This window comes from Paenibacillus sp. FSL K6-2862, from assembly GCF_038005125.1.
GTDB classification, from domain to species: Bacteria; Bacillota; Bacilli; order Paenibacillales; family Paenibacillaceae; genus Paenibacillus; species Paenibacillus illinoisensis_A.
Window position 1 is genome coordinate 3231574 of sequence record NZ_JBBOSN010000001.1, and the last position, 17323, is coordinate 3248896.

Genomic DNA, 17323 nt, shown 5'->3' on the forward strand with positions numbered 1-17323 from the left:
AAGACAGGCGACTCCTTGAGCTGTATCACATTAATGATATCTCCATTAAGGATTTGGCTGAGATCTATCAAAAATCCGAAAATACGATCAAAACGAGGTTACGCCGTGCTCGTGAAAATGCACGACATATCTTGGGGAAGCAGGAGGGCTATGCATGGAAAAATGGGAGCAGCAACTAAAGGAACAAGTGAATTGTCAACTTCCCGAAAACATGGATATATTCATGACCCAAACGCTTAACGAACTGACAACAAAACACAAACATAAAAGATCACGTAGACGCCTGTTCTATACATCAACAGCTATTACTGCTTCATTAGCTTTCTTGGTTGGCATGGCGTCTTTGTCTCCCGCATTTGCAGATGCTGTGAAATCCATACCAATCATTGGATCTGTCTTTGAGTTACTAGGGGACGATGGAGTAAAGAGCGGGAACCAGTTAGGAATATCACAAAAACTTAATCAACAGGTACGAATTGGTGATCTGGACGTTACGTTTATAGAGAGTCTATACGATGGTTCTTGCATCCACCTCGGCTGGATTGCATCCACACTTAACGATAATATTTTTGAGTTTACAAGCAATATCAAATTTACAGTGAATGGTAAGCCAGTTTGGAACTATAGTTCGGGCGCCCCTGCTCTGAACCTGGAGAATGGCACGTATGCTGGAAGGCTTCATATAGATCCAAAAGAAAAGTTGCCAGACAAGTTTACCCTGGGTATTGTTTCACTTGATGAGACAACCACGTATGTCGAGATCCCGATCGAGCGTCAAGGAAGTTATCAAACAATTCCAATTGCTAAATCAGGAATGTGGAAAGACTATGAAATGAGTTATGATGCACTTGCGCTGTATCCAACGACAACGCAGTTGACCTTTCGCCTACAAGATACATATAGCGCGATCGGGATATTAGAATTTATGGTGAGAGATGAACATGATCATGTTTTGAGGACTACGGGTAAGCAAAGTATGAGTATGACTGGGGACAGTAGTGAATACAAGTACCTTTATGAGCCCTTTGATTCTCAGCCCAACCATGTCACAATCACACCCTATATAAGTACAGTTTATACGACGGCAAAATTAAACTTGGATTGGAAGGGGAGACCGATCACTATTCTGCAGGGAGAAGTAGGGTCTCTCATCATATTGGATCAGCAATGGGAGAATAACCAACTGACCCTTACCTTTGAAGTTACAGGAGAACGTATTAATGAACAAGTAAGCGATATTTGGCTTTACGATCGAATGGGTAATCCATTTCCAAGAGTGAGCCCTCCGATTCGGATTGAGGGTAGTGACACGTATGAGGTTACATTTTCCAATGTCAACAGCACGGAATCTATCCAGATCGCCACCCCTGTTTTCAATCCAACGAAATATTTTCAAGACCTTGAAGTCACTGTTGATATGAAAAAACCGAACTGAAGTTATAACATATTTATCCATGGAAATGAAAAGTTTCTCGTGAGTTTAAAAGTAAAAAGTTATATTCATCCATATGTATTCTTCATATGTCTCAAAACAGGAAAAATAATGTTACACAACTACAAGTCGCTAAGTTTAGCGACTTTTTTTGTTTCAAGTTTGGAGTCTGTCTTTCCAAAGCAAAATGCATATACACGTAAATAATCGTCATAATAAGGAAATGCTGCTTGAAGAAGGGGGTGGAGTGAGAAAATGAGCGAACCATCTGGCACAATTCCGAAAGATGATAGCATCACACCAAGTTTGAATGAATCCACCGCCAGAATTCAAGAAATCTTTACGAATACTCCCGACTTGATCATTCGGAAGCTATACATTAAACAAACCGGTGAACAAGCTGCCATCATATACATGGACGAAATGACTGACAAAACGATACTGAATCATGATGTTCTTGCTCCGCTTCAGCTAGAGTCCGGTAACCCGTCGGAAGACTTCATCACAACAGTGGGGTATGTAAAGCCTTATTCTAAGTGGGAGGACCTCAAACGTTCCATTATGATCGGTTATAGTGTGCTTTTTATTGAAGGGCGAAGTGACGCCTATGTACTGGATACGAAAGGTATTCCCCAGCGTGCAATTGAAGACCCTCAGCAAGAGCCTTCACTGAAAGGGGCGCATCAGGGATTTATAGAAAACGGCTCTCAAAATGTAGCCTTAATTCGACGCTATATCGCGGACAAGGAATTAAAGCTTAAACGGTATATCGTTGGGACACGAGGCCAGACGGCCGTATCGTTGCTTTATTTGGAGGATGTAGTTGATCCTGAGGTTGTAAAAGTTCTTGAAGAACGCATTCAATCCATCGATGTAGACGCCATTATTAATACGGGCGAATTAGTTGAGTTTATTGAAGACCAACCGCTCGCTTTGCTTCCTCAGATCATCACGACAGAAAGACCGGATGCTGCTGCCTCGCAAATATTGCAAGGTCGGTGTGTCGTGGTCGTTGATGGTTCGCCCAGTGTAGTGGTAGCTCCAGTTACGTTTATGTCCTTTTTTCAAACGGTTGATGATTACAGTTCCAGATGGTCCATCTCGTCATTTCTTAGATCATTGCGTATTTTTGCTTTTTTTGTCGCTATCTTTCTGCCGGGTTTTTTCATATCCGTTATTTCATTTCATTATGAAATTATACCCATGAAGCTGTTGTTAACGCTTGGTGAATCCAGGGGCCAGGTTCCGTTTCCTCCTTTTGTGGAAGCAATCATCATGGAACTGACTCTTGAAATGCTAAGGGAAGCAGGGGTTCGACTTCCGGCTCCAATTGGTCAGACGGTGGGCATTGTTGGAGGTATTGTCATTGGTCAAGCGGTTGTACAGGCTGGTTTGATTAGCAATGTCATGGTTATCGTAGTCGCGTTCACAGCGATATCCTCATTTATTATTCCGAATCAGGATATGGCTGCTGCTGTGCGATTAATGCGTTTTATGATGATGGTTTTCGCCACCTGGTTCGGGTTCATTGGACTGGTAGTCGGCATGATGACCATAATCGGCAGATTAATAACGTTAAACTCACTAAACACTTCTTATAGTACGCCTATTGCTCCATTCAGACCTGTAGATTGGAAGGATACCTTACTCCGGTTGCCGTTATGGATGATGAACACGCGCCCGATCAGCACGCGATCACGCCAGACAAGACGACAAGGAAATAGCAGGGAATGGAAGGAGAAGAATTAGTAGATGAAGACATATCGCCCGATAACGACGCTTCAATTCATCCTTATCATTTCTACTTTCCAGATCAGTGTTGCCTTCCTGGCTCTTCCAAGAGAGCTTGCAAGACATGCTGGAACGGATGGTTGGATGACGGTCTTCTTAGGATGGGGGCTCGCCATGTTAGCCTCCATGGCAATGGTGAAATTAATGAAACATAGTCCGGACAATACAATACTTGAATTAGTTCAGCGTTATATGGGCCGGTGGGCGGCAAAACTGGTTACTCTTCTATTTATGATTTATTTTTTGCTGCTCGCATATGACGGTTACGCGGTTGCTACGCTTGTCATTAAACTCTGGTTGATGCCGACGACGTTAATTTATATTCTGGCCTTTCTGCTTCTGATTCCTACCTACCAGATTGCGCAGCATGGATTTCAGGTGATCGGGCGGTACACCGAAATTGTTTCGATGCTCTCCATGTGGATTCCCCTGGTTTATGTGTCAACGCTGAATCGTGCTCACTGGCTTTACTTGCTCCCACTATTTAAAGAGGGTTGGCTTCCCATATTTACTTCCATAAAAATCATGATCTATCCCTTGCTGGGTATTGTACTGGTTTTGTTTCTGTACCCTCATTTGGTGAAAAAGGAAAAGGCTATGACTGCTATGGTAATCTCCAATTCCCTGACTTGCCTGGCATATTTGGGGATCACCATTATTTGTTTTGTTTATTTTAGTCCTGATGAGATCGGAGAATACAATGATCCGGTGATTAGTATTTTGAAGTCTATTGAATTTCAATTTATTGAACGGGTCGAAGTGTTGTTTATTGCATTTTATCTGTTTATCTTCTCATGTATTTGGATTCCCTCCATGCACATTGTTTCCAGATGCTCTGCCTCGTTGCTGGGAAAAGGTAAGGACAATATTCACCTTGCTGTATGGTGTATTGTGATACAGATCAGTTTTTTCATCTATCGCCCGAGTTTTATGGCAGCTGGACAAATCAACAATTCACTCAATCTCATCGGATTTGTGATGGAATTCGTATTGCCTGCAGCCATTCTTTTGTATGTCGTTATTTTCAACAAATGGAAGGGGGGGAACAAACATGAAATGGGTTAATAAAACGGGTATTTTTATTGTAGTTTGCATAGGGGTGTGCTCAATCACAGGCTGCGGAAGTGGAAAAACCAATTTGGAAGATGCTACCGTACCATTGGCATTGGGCTTGGATGTCGAAGACCAAAAGCTCCATTATTATGTCTCCGCCCCTGTATTCAGCAAAGACATTCAAAAGAAAAGCCGCGAAGCGCAAGGGTTAGCTGAGGGATTAAGATCGTCCAAGAATCAGCAGGATGCTCAATTTCCAGGTTCGGTAGGAGGACGGAATTTTCAGGTCATTGTTGTAGGGAAAGAATTACTTAAATATAAAGATTGGTTTAAAGTATTGGATGTGACCTTTCGTGATCCGCGAAATACGATTACCGACAGGATCATCGCAGTTGATGGCCCAGTTTCGGATATTTTTAACTTTCAATCGAAGGATCAGCCGCCAATACTCATGTTTTTAAAAGCGATTGTCGAATCAGGAAGCCAAATTTCGACTACGGTCTCAACAACTGCGCAAGAGCTGCATCGACAATTGTACGACCGGGCGATGACTCCTGCCATCTCGGAAATCAAGATTGAGAATAACAAGATCATACTTAAAGGAACGACTCTCCTATCTAGGCAAGCCCAGTACCGAACGTCCCTGACCTATCAGGAAACTTCACTTCTTCAAATTTTGAAAAGGGAGGCGGGACCCGGAATCAGTCTCACTTATCCTGTAGATAAACTCCAACAAACAGTTCCGTATAACATAGATAAAGTAAGTTTTACGCTAGGAGGCACCTCAGTAAAGATTAAATCTTCTCATGAGAACGGGAAATTTCGATACAAGGTAAAAGTAAAATCAACTATTGCCATCACGGAAAAGTTTCTTGAATTTGAACTTCAGGATAATTTCAAAAACATGGAAAAAAAATTGAGCGAGGAAATGACAGTAGCCATTGAGAAGCTCATTAAAAAAATCCAGCAGCACGAAATAGACCCTGTCGGTTTCGGGTTCTATGCACGGGCTTTTCAGTACCCGTTGTACAAGGAAGTGCAGGACCAATGGGGAAAAGAGCTATCCCGTGCCCAGTTTGATGTCGAAGTTGATCTTCGAATCGCTGCCACCGGGGCAGTAGAGTAATCTAACAGATCAAGACTATTCCTATGTTTATGGAATACCGCAATAATTGCTCGTTCTTCTGGTGGTTAGGTGATTGGGATGGAGATGAAAGCCGACTTACAGAAGAACAATTCAACGCAATCGATAATGCCGTTAGCTCATTGAACGAGATGTACCTTTTCATGAATGTGAATTTAAATTTAAGAATTTCTCTCACTTCCTAACATAATAAATATTATGTAAACTAATTGAGCGCGAAATTGGAAAACCTGAAATAGGTGTGCCTAATTCGGATCTAAAAATTGAATAAACATGCTTAACGCAATGTTATTGTTACCATAAAATCGAACACACAACTAACTCCGTGACTCTTAATATACTCAATAGGTCGCGGAGTTAGTTCGTTGTCCTTTTTTAATTTAGACAGGGAAAAGTGGGTTTCCATTCATTCCTATCCACAGTCCGGATGCTTCCAACTGGCCAGCCAGATGGAGCAGCCAGTCTTCACGCCCTTTGGTTGCCATAACTTGCACGCCCATCGGCAAGCCATCAGCTGTGAGGTGCAGCGGAACACTCATCGCAGGCTGGCCTGTCAGGTTAGCAAGTTGGGTGAAGGGAGTGTAGGTGAGACTTGGCTCAAACATTTCATAGATCAATTGCTGCTGATGCACCTTGTCCAATTCGCTAATCTGCATCAGATGCTGAATTTGCTCCTCATGAGGAGTTAGCTCTCCAACCTTTGGTGCAGGAAAAGCATTAACGGGTGTGATATAGAAGTCGTATCGCTCGAAGAGCGTAGACATCTGTGCGGCAGCCACGTCCCATTCGGCGAGGCTGTGAACGAATTCCGCAGCCGTTACCTTTTTGCCTGCCTCAGCCAGCACCCAGGATTCAATTTCCATATCGCTCGATGTCAAAGATCGGCCCAACGCATGCTCCATGGAGGCGATCATCGCCGCCATTTCACCGCTGTTCATCATATAATAGTTCTCCATCAACCGAACACCGTTGACCGGACTCAATTTCTCCTCCACGTGATGACCTTGTTCTTCCAGCCACCGAACCAGCTTGTACACTGCTTCCTTTGCATCCTCGCTGACAGGGGTGCCAACAGGTGAATCCGTGGTATAAGCAATCTTTAGTTTGCGTTGGTGCGGATAGTTCATATCGGCCAAGTAACTGCCCGGAAAGAGCGGGGCATGAAACGCGGCTTCAGGCTGAATGACCTGCAGGGTGTCCAGTAAGGCGGCACTGTCTCGTACAGTCCGGGATAGCGCGAAGTCGATGGATGCACCTTGCCATTGACGGCCTACACCTGGTCCAACAGGAGTCCGTCCCCGAGTAGGTTTTAGTCCGAATAGTCCACTGAAGGAGGCTGGAATCCGGATCGAACCCCCGCCATCACTGGCTCCGGCCATAGGTACGATACCTGAAGCAACAGCTGCGGCTGCACCGCCGCTTGAACCCCCGGGTGAATGATTCGTGTTCCACGGATTGCGACTCGGACCATGAAGAAGGGGCTCAGTAATATTTTTGAGGCCAAATTCCGGTGTGTTCGTATGTCCAATAATAACAAAGCCTGCATCCCGGAGTCTGGATACAAAGTTAGAATTGCGCAAAGCCCGATGATCCTTGAGAAGGCGGGAACCGGAAGTCAGGATTTCCCCCTCCAGCGATTGCGAGATGTCTTTGAGGAGCAATGGAACGCCTGCAAAAGGCTGTTCATCTGGACGAACGTAGCCGGCTTCCTCACGTGCGCGTGTTTCATATGTACGAATGACCGCATTAAGCTGCGGATTAACTTCTTCTAGGCGAGCATAAGCCGCTTCCAGCAATTCAACGGGGGAAACTTCCCGTGAGCGAACCAGTTCAGCCAGACCTATGGCATCATAGGACGTATATGAGAATGAAGACATGACGATCGTTCCTCTCCGAAAATATGAAATAGTATTAATAGCTGTCCATATGTCATCGTACCACTGGAATTATAAAAAGACAAAAGGCACTGCCGATCCAGAAGGATGTGCAGTGCCTTTAAGATATAAATAAGATCTTTATTACTCTGTCCGTAGCTTAGGAGCTGCGTCTGCAGCTGTGGTAGATCGTTCCTGCTGTTTGGATATAGCGAACAAAGCAATCCAGATGAGAATGAATCCAAGCAGTTGTTCCCATGTGATGAGCGTTCGGAATGCAATCCAGTTCACAAGCACACCTGCCATTGGGAAGCTCAGCTCAGCCAGTGTGGCCACGGAAGCTTTGGTGGACGAGAGACCTTTATAGTATAACAATAGACTCAATAAACCTGGCAATAGCGCCTGCCCCAGAATATTAAGCGCTACAGCTGCCTGTTCTCCTGCACCGGATGGCAAGGTCCACGCTGCACCTTCGTTCCAGGTCATGAAGATCAGCAAGGGCAGAGCTACGACGAAGCGAAGGGAGGTGACCGTCTCATAACGGGTTTGCCCCAGCATCAGTCGGCCCATCACCGTGGAGCCGCCCCATAAGGCAGCAGCGCCAAGTGACAACAGGCTGCCCGCATGAATCCAATTGTTCCAGTTTCCAAGCGGAAGTGTAAACCCAAATGTAAGCAGATAAGTTCCGATAAGAGCAACAACAAATAACCAACCGAAGCGGCGCGGCAGTGTTTCCTTCAGTAAGAACTTAGCTAAAACAATCGCGAAGATAGGCTGCATTTTTTGCAGCAACAAAACGGTATTCGGATCATTGTGTGTCAGTGCGAGCGTGAATAAAACCGTTGCCAGTGCAGAGCCACCCCATGAGATAAAGATAACGGCGATCCAGTGGCGGGCTCGCAATTGTTTCAGGTCGGCGCGGAATTTCCATAAGACGGGTATAGCGACTAAGCTTACGATAATATGCTCCACCAGTACAATTTGAGTAGAGGTCATTGTTTGCAGCAAAATGATGCGGAACAATGGATCTACGCCCCATAGGGCTGCACCGAGAACAACGAGCCAAAATCCGGTATTGCTTCGTTCCTTGCGATAAACAGTTGATGCATGCTGTGTCTTTTCCATATTCAGGACTCCTTCGTCAGAACACGGAATCTTCAGTTGGTAAAATCGACAAAAGCCCCCGTTTTGGCATAAACCAAATAAACGGGGGCTCATCCATGAACATATCGTCAGGAAAGAAACCTTCCCATAGGCGGTATGTCATGTGTTGATCTTCTCTCATCCGGACTGTACCGTCGGCCTTGGAGTCACACCAAGTCAGTCGCTGATAACTTAAGCAGTTAACAGCGAGTCGCGGGCTGGTTCCTGAAGGAACATCACCGCCGGTTGGGAATTGCACCCTACCCCGAAGATCCTATTCAATTTATAGGTTATAGTACAAGTTGTAACATTAATAATTTCATCTTATTCCTGTAAGCGCTAGCAGTTCAAGCATTTTTTTAGAAGATGATGTTCCAGCTTCCTTGCTGCCTGCGCAGAAGCACAATCTGACCGGCGTGATAAGCATCGTGAAGGACCCAGCGGGCGAGCGTTTGAGCCCAGTTTTGTTCGGAATCCAAATAAGCTTCTTCGAGTCTGGAATCCTGTAAATTAACCAGGTTATCGTGCAACTGCTCTGCCACCTTAGTGGTTCGCTCCACAAGTTGGCTCCAGCCAACTTGGTCCAAGGGGTCACCGGGACTGTCAAACGTAGCTTCATTCGATTCGGCAGCGGGTACAGATGGAGCCTGACCTTGAAGGCGCTCTAAGATACGCTCGTTGTAATAATACATATGATTGACCAGCTGCCATATGCTTAGTCCTCCTGAAGGAGGGATCCAAGCTGCTTGCTCTGCGGTCAGCTCTTCAAGTGCCTTCGACAATGGGACGATCCAGTTACATTGATCCCAGGTATCTTCTTTTTGAATAACCAACACATCTAATGCAGTTGTAACAGACGTCATCTTTAAAGTTCATTCCTCTCTAGTGGAACTCATCTCATGACTTGCGTCTTCATGCTTGTAACTAGCTAATATGGTTTGAAATGGTTACAATTAATATAACACAATACAAAAGAAAGTAACCATCTTTATTTGATTTAGATAGTTACATTAGCGGGGGTATAGATGGATAGGTTATGGACAGATTTTGTGAATAGCGACTATCATGATTGGCGCGGCGGGGATCGATCTGAAGACAGACTGGGAAAATCAAGCTGGCAGCAGAATTTCTTGAATCGTTGGCAATTAGAGGCACAAGTGCCTGCATCGACTGAAGAGGAATCCACCATGAGAAGCTTTAGAGATGAGTTACAGTCTCTGGCTATCCGCTTGTCAGCGGGAACGCCCCTAACGGAGAAAGATCTAGCATGGTTAAATGACTTTATGCGGAGTGGTGGGGTGATCAGACGACTAATCTCACAGGATCAAGGACTGGATGTTAAGCTGGTTCCCATCCATGCACATTGGTTTCAGGTGATGGCAGAGGTCGCTGCTGACTTTGCCCTAACACTGGTAGAGGGCGAAGGTAAGAGAATTCGATGCTGTGACAACCCGGACTGCCGCTGGGTCTTCTATGACGATACTCGGAGTAGGACACAGAAATATTGCGATGAAAAAATGTGTGGTAATCTAATGAAGGTCAGGCGTTTTCGAGCGAAGCGTAAGCTGGAATCCAGCGAAAAAAAGAATGAAGTTTAACAATTTAAGAACAGTCATCACTATTGATAGTCGTTTGGTGTTCAGAATTGATAAATATTAACAATCGGTATATAATGTATATATACTAGCGAAAATATAGTCACAAATCATATGTAAGGACAAGCAATGCGGATCAGATCATTTTACAAACCATTACGATTGGAGAGGTGTCTCATGGGGACAGGTTATCTATTGAAAAACGGTTGTGTATTATCGATGGATGCTCGTATTGGTCAGTTTAACAGGGCAGATGTACTTATTCAGGACTCTTTGATTGCAGCCGTTCAACCGAATATCGAGGTGTCCGATGCAGATGTTGTGGTGATCGACGCATCAGACATGATTGTCATGCCTGGATTGGTGGATACACACCGGCATATGTGGGAATCTCTTGTGAAAACAGCTGGAACGAACTGGTCGCTGCCTGTGTATTTGCAAAATCTGTACTATGGTGCCATGGGAAGCAAGCTTCGACCACAGGACAGCTACATTGCCAATCTTCTAGGTTCTTTGGAAGCGCTTAACGCGGGTGTGACGACGGTACTTGATTGGAGCATGCCATATTCACCTGATCACACCGATGGACTTATTCGTGGGCTGCAGGATGCAGGGATCCGAGCTGTCTTTGCTCACGGTGTTCCAGGGGAAACCGCCTATTGGAATCGGGAAAGTACCCTTTCATACCCGGAGAATATCAGAGGGGTGAAGGAGCGTTATTTCTCCTCTAGTGACCAATTGGTCACTTATGGACTAGCTATTCGCGGCCCAGAGTTTAGCCACTGGGATACAACGGTGCAGGACATTCAGCTCGCAGAAGAACTGGATGCAATTTGTTCAATGCATGTCGGGTTTGGTAGCTGGGGATCTGCAGACCGTTCCATTAGCCGAATGTACGAGGCAGGGCTGCTTACCCCGCGTATTAATGTCGTTCACGGCAATACGATGGGCATGGACGAATTCAAAATGCTGGCAGACACTGGAGCCTCTTTGTCAGTTACGCCTGAAGTAGAAATGATGATGGGACATGGCTATCCTGCTACAGGATATTTTCTAGAACATGGTGGTACGCCAACGCTTGGAGTGGATGTGGTGACTTCGACAGGTGGAGACATGTTTTCACAGATGAAATTTGCGTTGCAAGCTGAGCGTTCCAGAACGAACGAGTTATTGCTTGCGCAAGGCGAAATGCCTGGAGAGCTGAGTTTACAATCGAGTCAGGTACTGCGGTTTGCAACTTCGGCCGGTGCACAGGCTTTAGGGCTGGAGCGGAAAACAGGTTCAGTCACACCGGGAAAAGAAGCCGATTTGATTATGATTCGCACAACCGATCTGAATTTGTTCCCCGTTCACGATCCGATCGGTGCTGTTGTGCAATTCGCCAATCCATCCAATGTGGACACGGTCTTTGTTGCAGGAAAACTTGTGAAGCAAAATGGTAAGCTGCTGCATGTGAACCTGGACGACATTCGAAACAAAGCGATGGAAAGTAAGGAATATTTATTAACACAGTATCGGATGTCTGATACGGATCGGATTGTATTTTCTTAAGGATCGGGCAGAAATTAGGCTGGAAGTAAAGATCTCGTATAAATTGTTTAGCCAAAATCAATTGTCGAGAGACACCTGTATCACATAAGAATATATCGCATTGAAGGAGCCGCTAAATGTAGCGGCTTTTTTTATATCTAAACAAAAGGAAGTCAACTATAGACGAGAGCAATGAGGGGGAGAGGTAGCCCTCAGACGAATTATGGCGCGAAGTGACAGCAGAAAAAGACGAAAAAGCCCTTAATTTATGAAGATGCTTATAACAACGAGTTAAAGTGGTTTACGCTCTTGTAAAAGCACTCAAAAAACTGCGCATAATATAAATTATACGCAGTTTTGTTTTAAATCGATTTTCATTTTGCGACCTATCCATCAGTTCATGATATTATTCGCCTCAAAAGCACAAAATAGTACAGTGATCAAAAATAAATTTAGTATATCAACGCGACAACGTGTAGAATACGATAGATTTTTGTAGGTGATCGGTAATATAGAACAAACGACTTTTTTATAGAACAGATCGAGATGAAGCAGCTAGGAAGGTATACTTCAATCTACGTTTGTAATGAGAGGAACATGTCTATGTCAGAGAATCAGAAACGATCTTCGCTGCTTCGGAAAAAGCCACTTGCCTTCGGACAAGAAAATAGTGCGTTAAAGAGGGCACTAGGTCCTTTGGACTTAACAACACTTGGAGTAGGAGCAATTATCGGTACAGGGATTTTTGTATTAACAGGAGTCGCAGCGGCAAATTATGCTGGTCCTGGATTAGTGCTCTCCTTTTTGCTTGCAGGCATCATCTGTGCATTCGCTGCACTATGTTATTCCGAATTCGCATCCAGCGTACCTGCTTCAGGGAGTGCATACACGTATAGTTACACTGCCTTTGGTGAAGTCATTGCCTGGATTCTTGGCTGGGATCTGATTCTGGAGTATGGATTCGCCAGCGCGGCAGTGGCCAGCGGATGGTCCGGTTATTTTCAGTCGCTGCTGTCAGGCTTCGGATTACAGCTTCCGTATGCACTGAGCAGTGCATACAATCCTGAAAAGGGGACCTATTTCGATGTTACCGCAGCAGCCATCACGTTACTGATCACCTTCCTGCTCACCCGTGGAGTCAAGGAGGCAGCCCGTGCCAATGGCATAATGGTGGCGATCAAAATTATTGTCGTGCTGATTTTTATCGGAGTGGGTGTGTTTTATGTACAGCCTTCCAACTGGCAGCCGTTTTTGCCGTTTGGCATCTCAGGAGTAACCGCTGGTGCGGCGACGGTCTTTTTTGCCTATATTGGATTTGATGCGGTTTCCACGGCAGCGGAGGAAGTCAAACGACCTCAACGGGACTTGCCGATTGGTATTATTACTTCCTTGGCGATCTGCACTGTGCTGTATATCGTTGTATCCTTGATTCTGACAGGCATCGTGCCTTTCCACATGCTAAATGTTAGTGATCCGGTTGCATTTGCGTTTGAATTCGTGAATCTGCATGGTCTGTCCTGGATTGTGGCTCTTGGTGCAATCACGGGGATAACAACCGTTCTGCTCGTTATGATGTATGGGCAGACTCGTCTACTGTATTCCATGTCACGTGATGGATTACTATCCCCGGTATTCTCAAAAATCAGTGGTAAAAGTCAAACACCTGCGACAGGTACATGGGTGGCAGGTATCATCATCGCGTTATTCTCAGGGTTCATCTCACTCGGTCATCTGGCTGAGCTTACCAACATCGGTACATTGTTTGCATTCGCAGTCGTAAGTCTGGGCATTATCGTTCTGCGAAAAAACAACCCTGATCTCAAACGCGGCTTCAAGGTGCCTTTTGTTCCATGGATTCCGATACTGAGTGCAATTGGTTGTGTATATCTGATGACCCGTCTAGCTGCTCTGACATGGATCACGTTTTTCGCTTGGCTAGTTATCGGTTTGATCATTTATTTCATGTATGGACGTCACTACAGTCACCTGAATCCTCTGCGGCGGGGATCAATAGCTGTTGATCCACAGCCTTCGAAGTCAGAGGGAAATAAATAATAAAATATAATGGCTAAGTATCACTAGATATTCCTGATGCACTCACTACCCCATACTGCCTAGCTTACACTAGAGCAATATGGGGTTTTCTGTTATAAAGCGAAGGGGAAATAAGAAAAAGAAAGTTGGCTTTAGACCTATATTCGGGTATCTATTAAAGTACATGTCCATACTCGATCATACCCAGCTCGGGGTTGCGGCCAATTCAAATATGACATATATTGAGGGATGTGACATGCCATCAGACATAGGAGAGGGGATGTATCATGAACACACCAATACATACTACTAATCAGCTTCACCTGAATCCGAATTTCGGGTTTGCACTAGCAGACTCTGTCGTACTCGCAGAGGCAAAAGTGAATATCTCACATCCTGAGGGTAAGAATGCCTTTCAGCTGGAAATGGACCCGGATCGCAAGTTGAAAGATGGACGCAAAGTATCCGTTATTGCACAGCAGCTTGATACGCCGATTCACCGGGATGACGCTGCGATCATATATGGTCAGGAACTGGGTTTCGTTCAATATCCTGTTTCTTTGAAACCTGAAAGCACGATTTTCTTAGACTCCATAGAAGGAATCCAGCAGCCTATACAGTGGGGATGGACCGATTTTGCAGAAGGTGATTACGAGCTTCGGATTTCATTGCACCTGAAGACGCCCCGGATTGCTGAAGGTCCTCTGGAACCTGAACAAGAAGCTATGGTAAAATACGCGCAGGTCATTACGGTATTAATGAATTTGTTTCCATCAGAAGCAAATCAAGATCAATCTGCCGTTTCATCCACATGGAGCAGAGATCATCATGTATTTGACGGGTATGGCAGTGGTGGGTTTATATTGGCGGATCTGCAACGCATGTCAAAACGAGTGGAAGAGCTTATTGGTTCTGGTGATCATAACTTGATTGAACAATTCGGAGAGGGTGATCTCTCGGACACATTATTGGAGGAAGGGCTCGTGGCTATGGCCTGGGGCGTATCTCCGTGGTGTTACTCAATCTACTCCGCACCCGACAAGCAAGCGGCTTCCCTACTTGCAGTGGACAAGCTTGGTGAGGAGCCTGAGTTCAGAGGTGTTTACCGGATTGCACCGGCTGTACAGCAGTTAAGCATCGTACCTGCTCATGAACTGGCCAACTGGCCGGCATGTACCACGAAGGATTGGCCCGTGATCGATGTATCAGGCGAAGGGGAGACTTTGCATATGGACCTGTATGTACAGATCTGCGAATCGGTTAACGGTTTGTTCGAAAATCCGCTGCCATCCTTTGTGCTAACGCGCAGCGAAGGTTGTCCGAAGGAGATCAGCCCACTTATTGATGTCATCATTGTTGATTAAATGAAACGAAGTTTTATTTCAGGAACATAACGTGAGCAGAAATGGCTCTCCTTACTTATATACTAGAATGAATCGTGGTGACGAATACCGATGATAAGCGAGGAAATTCAGGAGCAATACTCTGATGAGCTTGAAGCTTTTCACATATGGATGAAAGATGCAGGTTACACGGGACACACTGTAAAATCATACACGGGTGACGTCGCCGAATTTCTCTCTTCTATTCAAGGAAAGTCGCTGGAGCAGGTGAAGAAGCTGCATGTCTTGTCATTTCTGTCACGTGCCCGCGAACGTGGAGTTAGTGATGCGACGAGAAATCGCAAACATGCAGCGGTAAATTGTTTCTTCAAGTCGCTGATTGAATTGGAAGTGTTAACGAATAATCCCGCGTCAGGTATCAAAAAATCCAAAACCGAGAAAAATCGGGCCCCCGTCTTTCTGGATGAAAGCGGTCTGGAACGATTCCTGCAATCGGTAGAAGGAAAGTACCGTACACGCAATCTTGCGATCTTTCTGTTAATGGGTTATATGGGATTGCGGGTTGGTGAAGTCCATGCGCTCAATTGTAAAGACTATAATGCGGAGCGGCGCACGCTGGACGTCTTCGGTAAAGGCCGTAAATGGCGCACACTCCCTGTTCCCGAGATGGTTGCGGAGCTGTTAAACTTGGCTGTAGAAGAGCGTTTATCTCCATGGCGGGCGAAGGAAGAAGCGATGTTTGTTTCGCAAAAAGGGAAGCGGTTATCCATTCGCAGTATTCAGCTCATATCTACGGAAACCTTCGAACGTTTTCAACAGGAGTCTCCGACTCATCAGCGTCTGCACTATTCCAGCCATAAGCTGCGACACTCATTTGCAACCATGATGCTGCGGCGCGGCGCCGATCTACGTACGGTTCAGGAATTGCTTGGTCACGCATCGATTCAAACCACAACCGTTTATACGCACGTCACCAGCCGGGAGAAGGAAGAGGCGATGGCTCTGCTGGACGTCAAACTTCCGGAGTTTATGGTATCTCAACGACTCTATGATTAGGAGAGATGTGCAGAATGGGAGGGAACAAAACTACCCCAACGCTGGACGGGCTACAAGAAAAAACAGCCTCTCTTTGGGAGGTGCTCCTGGTGTCAACTAAACTGGGATTGACTTCCTTTGGAGGACCTACTGCACATTTGGGTTATTTTTACAATGAATATGTACGCAAACGACAATGGATGGATGAGCGAAGTTATGCGGATCTTGTGGCGCTGTGTCAGTTCCTTCCCGGACCAGCCAGTAGTCAGGTTGGTATTGGAATTGGTGTAATTCGGGCAGGTATTATTGGAGGGCTGATTGCATGGATCGGTTTTACACTTCCTTCCGTAATTGCTCTGGTGTTGTTTGCTTTCCTACTGAAGGAATATGATATAAGTAATGCCGGATGGCTTAACGGATTAAAGATTGTAGCTGTCACGATCGTCGCTCATGCGATTCTGGGAATGGGCCAAAAATTAACGCCTGATAAAATGAGGGTTACGCTTGCTGTGTTGACAGCAACAGTTGCTTTATTATGGACAGCTGTTTACAGTCAATTCATTCTTATTTTGTCAGCAGGATTGATTGGTTTGTGGTTGTATAGGAAAACATCTGCTCCGCAGGTTCCTGATCTTGTTGTCCCGATAAGTCGAACGGTCGCCGTACTTTGTTTGACTACCTTTATTGGTTTGTTCATAGCACTGCCGATATTGCGTCAGTTTACGGGGATTCAGTGGTTATCCTTATTCGATTATATGTACAGATCGGGTTCGCTGGTCTTTGGGGGAGGACACGTGGTTCTGCCACTTCTGGAGCAGGAATTGGTACCCAGGGGATTGTTGACAAAAGATGATTTTCTGGCTGGGTATGGGGCAACGCAGGCCGTACCAGGACCGCTGTTCACTTTTGCTGCTTATCTCGGAGCAATCACAATGGGTGTTTCAGGGGCGATTGTTGCTACGATAGCCATTTTTTTACCGGCTTTTTTACTCATCATTGGCACGCTTCCTTTTTGGAGTTCCCTCCGCAAAAATCAGTACATGCAAGCAGCACTGATTGGAATAAACGCAGCGGTGGTTGGCATTCTTCTGGCAGCTCTATATCAACCGCTATGGACGACAGCCGTTACTACACCTGCTGATTTTTCGTTGGTATGCATTCTCTTTATCATGCTTGTTTTCTGGAAGTGCCCACCGTGGCTCATTGTCATTACCGGGATTATAGGTGGTACGTTAATTGAACTATTATAGAAAGAACTGATGAATCCTCGGATTCATTGGTTTTTTTTTGGTTATGAGGCGATTGAAATAAGTGGAATTATAGAAATTCGCTTATTTTCTGATTAGTGG

Annotated in this window: 13 protein-coding genes, 1 pseudogene and 1 riboswitch; of the genes and pseudogenes, 11 read left to right on the forward strand and 3 right to left on the reverse strand. The window is 45.3% G+C overall.

Annotation, left to right across the window (positions count from 1 at the left end; translation table 11 throughout):
• Positions 1 to 14 precede the first annotated feature (14 nt).
• From MHB82_RS14715 to MHB82_RS14735, 5 genes and pseudogenes are all read left to right on the forward strand, one after another.
• Positions 15 to 179: pseudogene (locus tag MHB82_RS14715) on the forward strand (RNA polymerase sigma factor); the annotation flags it as partial.
• Positions 155 to 1435, forward strand: a complete 1281-nt coding sequence (locus tag MHB82_RS14720) for a DUF4179 domain-containing protein (protein ID WP_341175085.1) — start codon at positions 155 to 157, stop codon at positions 1433 to 1435. The pseudogene MHB82_RS14715 and the gene MHB82_RS14720, both read left to right, overlap by 25 nt.
• A gap of 252 nt (positions 1436 to 1687) precedes the next feature.
• Positions 1688 to 3181: a spore germination protein gene (locus tag MHB82_RS14725; protein WP_095358053.1), complete on the forward strand. Its 1494-nt coding sequence runs from the start codon at positions 1688 to 1690 to the stop codon at positions 3179 to 3181.
• Between the two features lie 3 nt (positions 3182 to 3184).
• Complete coding sequence (locus tag MHB82_RS14730; RefSeq protein ID WP_341175086.1) at positions 3185 to 4288, forward strand: GerAB/ArcD/ProY family transporter; 1104 nt, start codon at positions 3185 to 3187, stop codon at positions 4286 to 4288.
• Complete coding sequence (locus MHB82_RS14735; RefSeq protein WP_341175087.1) at positions 4275 to 5402, forward strand: Ger(x)C family spore germination protein; 1128 nt, start codon at positions 4275 to 4277, stop codon at positions 5400 to 5402. The genes MHB82_RS14730 and MHB82_RS14735 overlap by 14 nt, the downstream gene beginning before the upstream one ends.
• A 398-nt stretch (positions 5403 to 5800) precedes the next feature.
• Here the strand turns inward: MHB82_RS14735 and MHB82_RS14740 are convergent, their stop codons facing one another.
• From MHB82_RS14740 to MHB82_RS14750, 3 genes are all read right to left on the reverse strand, one after another.
• Positions 5801 to 7297, reverse strand: coding sequence for an amidase (locus tag MHB82_RS14740; RefSeq protein WP_341175088.1), 1497 nt, complete (start codon positions 7295 to 7297; stop codon positions 5801 to 5803).
• 141 nt (positions 7298 to 7438) lie between these two features.
• Positions 7439 to 8419: a DMT family transporter gene (locus MHB82_RS14745; RefSeq protein ID WP_341175089.1), complete on the reverse strand. Its 981-nt coding sequence runs from the start codon at positions 8417 to 8419 to the stop codon at positions 7439 to 7441.
• Positions 8420 to 8563: 144 nt separating this feature from the next.
• Positions 8564 to 8714: riboswitch (FMN riboswitch) on the reverse strand.
• Between the two features lie 82 nt (positions 8715 to 8796).
• Positions 8797 to 9300 carry a DinB family protein gene (locus tag MHB82_RS14750; RefSeq protein WP_341175090.1) on the reverse strand — a complete coding sequence of 168 codons (504 nt, stop codon included), beginning with the start codon at positions 9298 to 9300 and terminating at the stop codon, positions 8797 to 8799.
• Positions 9301 to 9462: 162 nt separating this feature from the next.
• On the opposite strand from MHB82_RS14750, the gene MHB82_RS14755 reads away from it, so the two are divergent.
• The 6 genes from MHB82_RS14755 (at position 9463) to MHB82_RS14780 (ending at position 17224) form a co-directional block, all read left to right on the forward strand.
• Complete coding sequence (locus MHB82_RS14755) at positions 9463 to 10035, forward strand: CGNR zinc finger domain-containing protein (protein ID WP_341175091.1); 573 nt, start codon at positions 9463 to 9465, stop codon at positions 10033 to 10035.
• A gap of 174 nt (positions 10036 to 10209) precedes the next feature.
• A complete protein-coding gene (locus MHB82_RS14760; RefSeq protein ID WP_341175092.1) occupies positions 10210 to 11583 on the forward strand; it encodes an amidohydrolase family protein in 1374 nt (457 codons plus the stop codon).
• Between the two features lie 582 nt (positions 11584 to 12165).
• A complete protein-coding gene (locus tag MHB82_RS14765) occupies positions 12166 to 13617 on the forward strand; it encodes an amino acid permease (protein ID WP_341176637.1) in 1452 nt (483 codons plus the stop codon).
• 266 nt (positions 13618 to 13883) lie between these two features.
• Entirely contained in the window at positions 13884 to 14960 is a 1077-nt protein-coding gene (locus tag MHB82_RS14770) for a hypothetical protein (protein WP_341175093.1), read from the forward strand.
• A gap of 90 nt (positions 14961 to 15050) precedes the next feature.
• Positions 15051 to 15995 (forward strand): tyrosine-type recombinase/integrase, encoded by a 945-nt coding sequence (locus tag MHB82_RS14775; protein ID WP_341175094.1) that lies wholly within the window; start codon positions 15051 to 15053, stop codon positions 15993 to 15995.
• 14 nt (positions 15996 to 16009) lie between these two features.
• Positions 16010 to 17224: a chromate transporter gene (locus tag MHB82_RS14780; RefSeq protein ID WP_341175095.1), complete on the forward strand. Its 1215-nt coding sequence runs from the start codon at positions 16010 to 16012 to the stop codon at positions 17222 to 17224.
• The last annotated feature ends 99 nt before the right edge of the window (positions 17225 to 17323 follow it).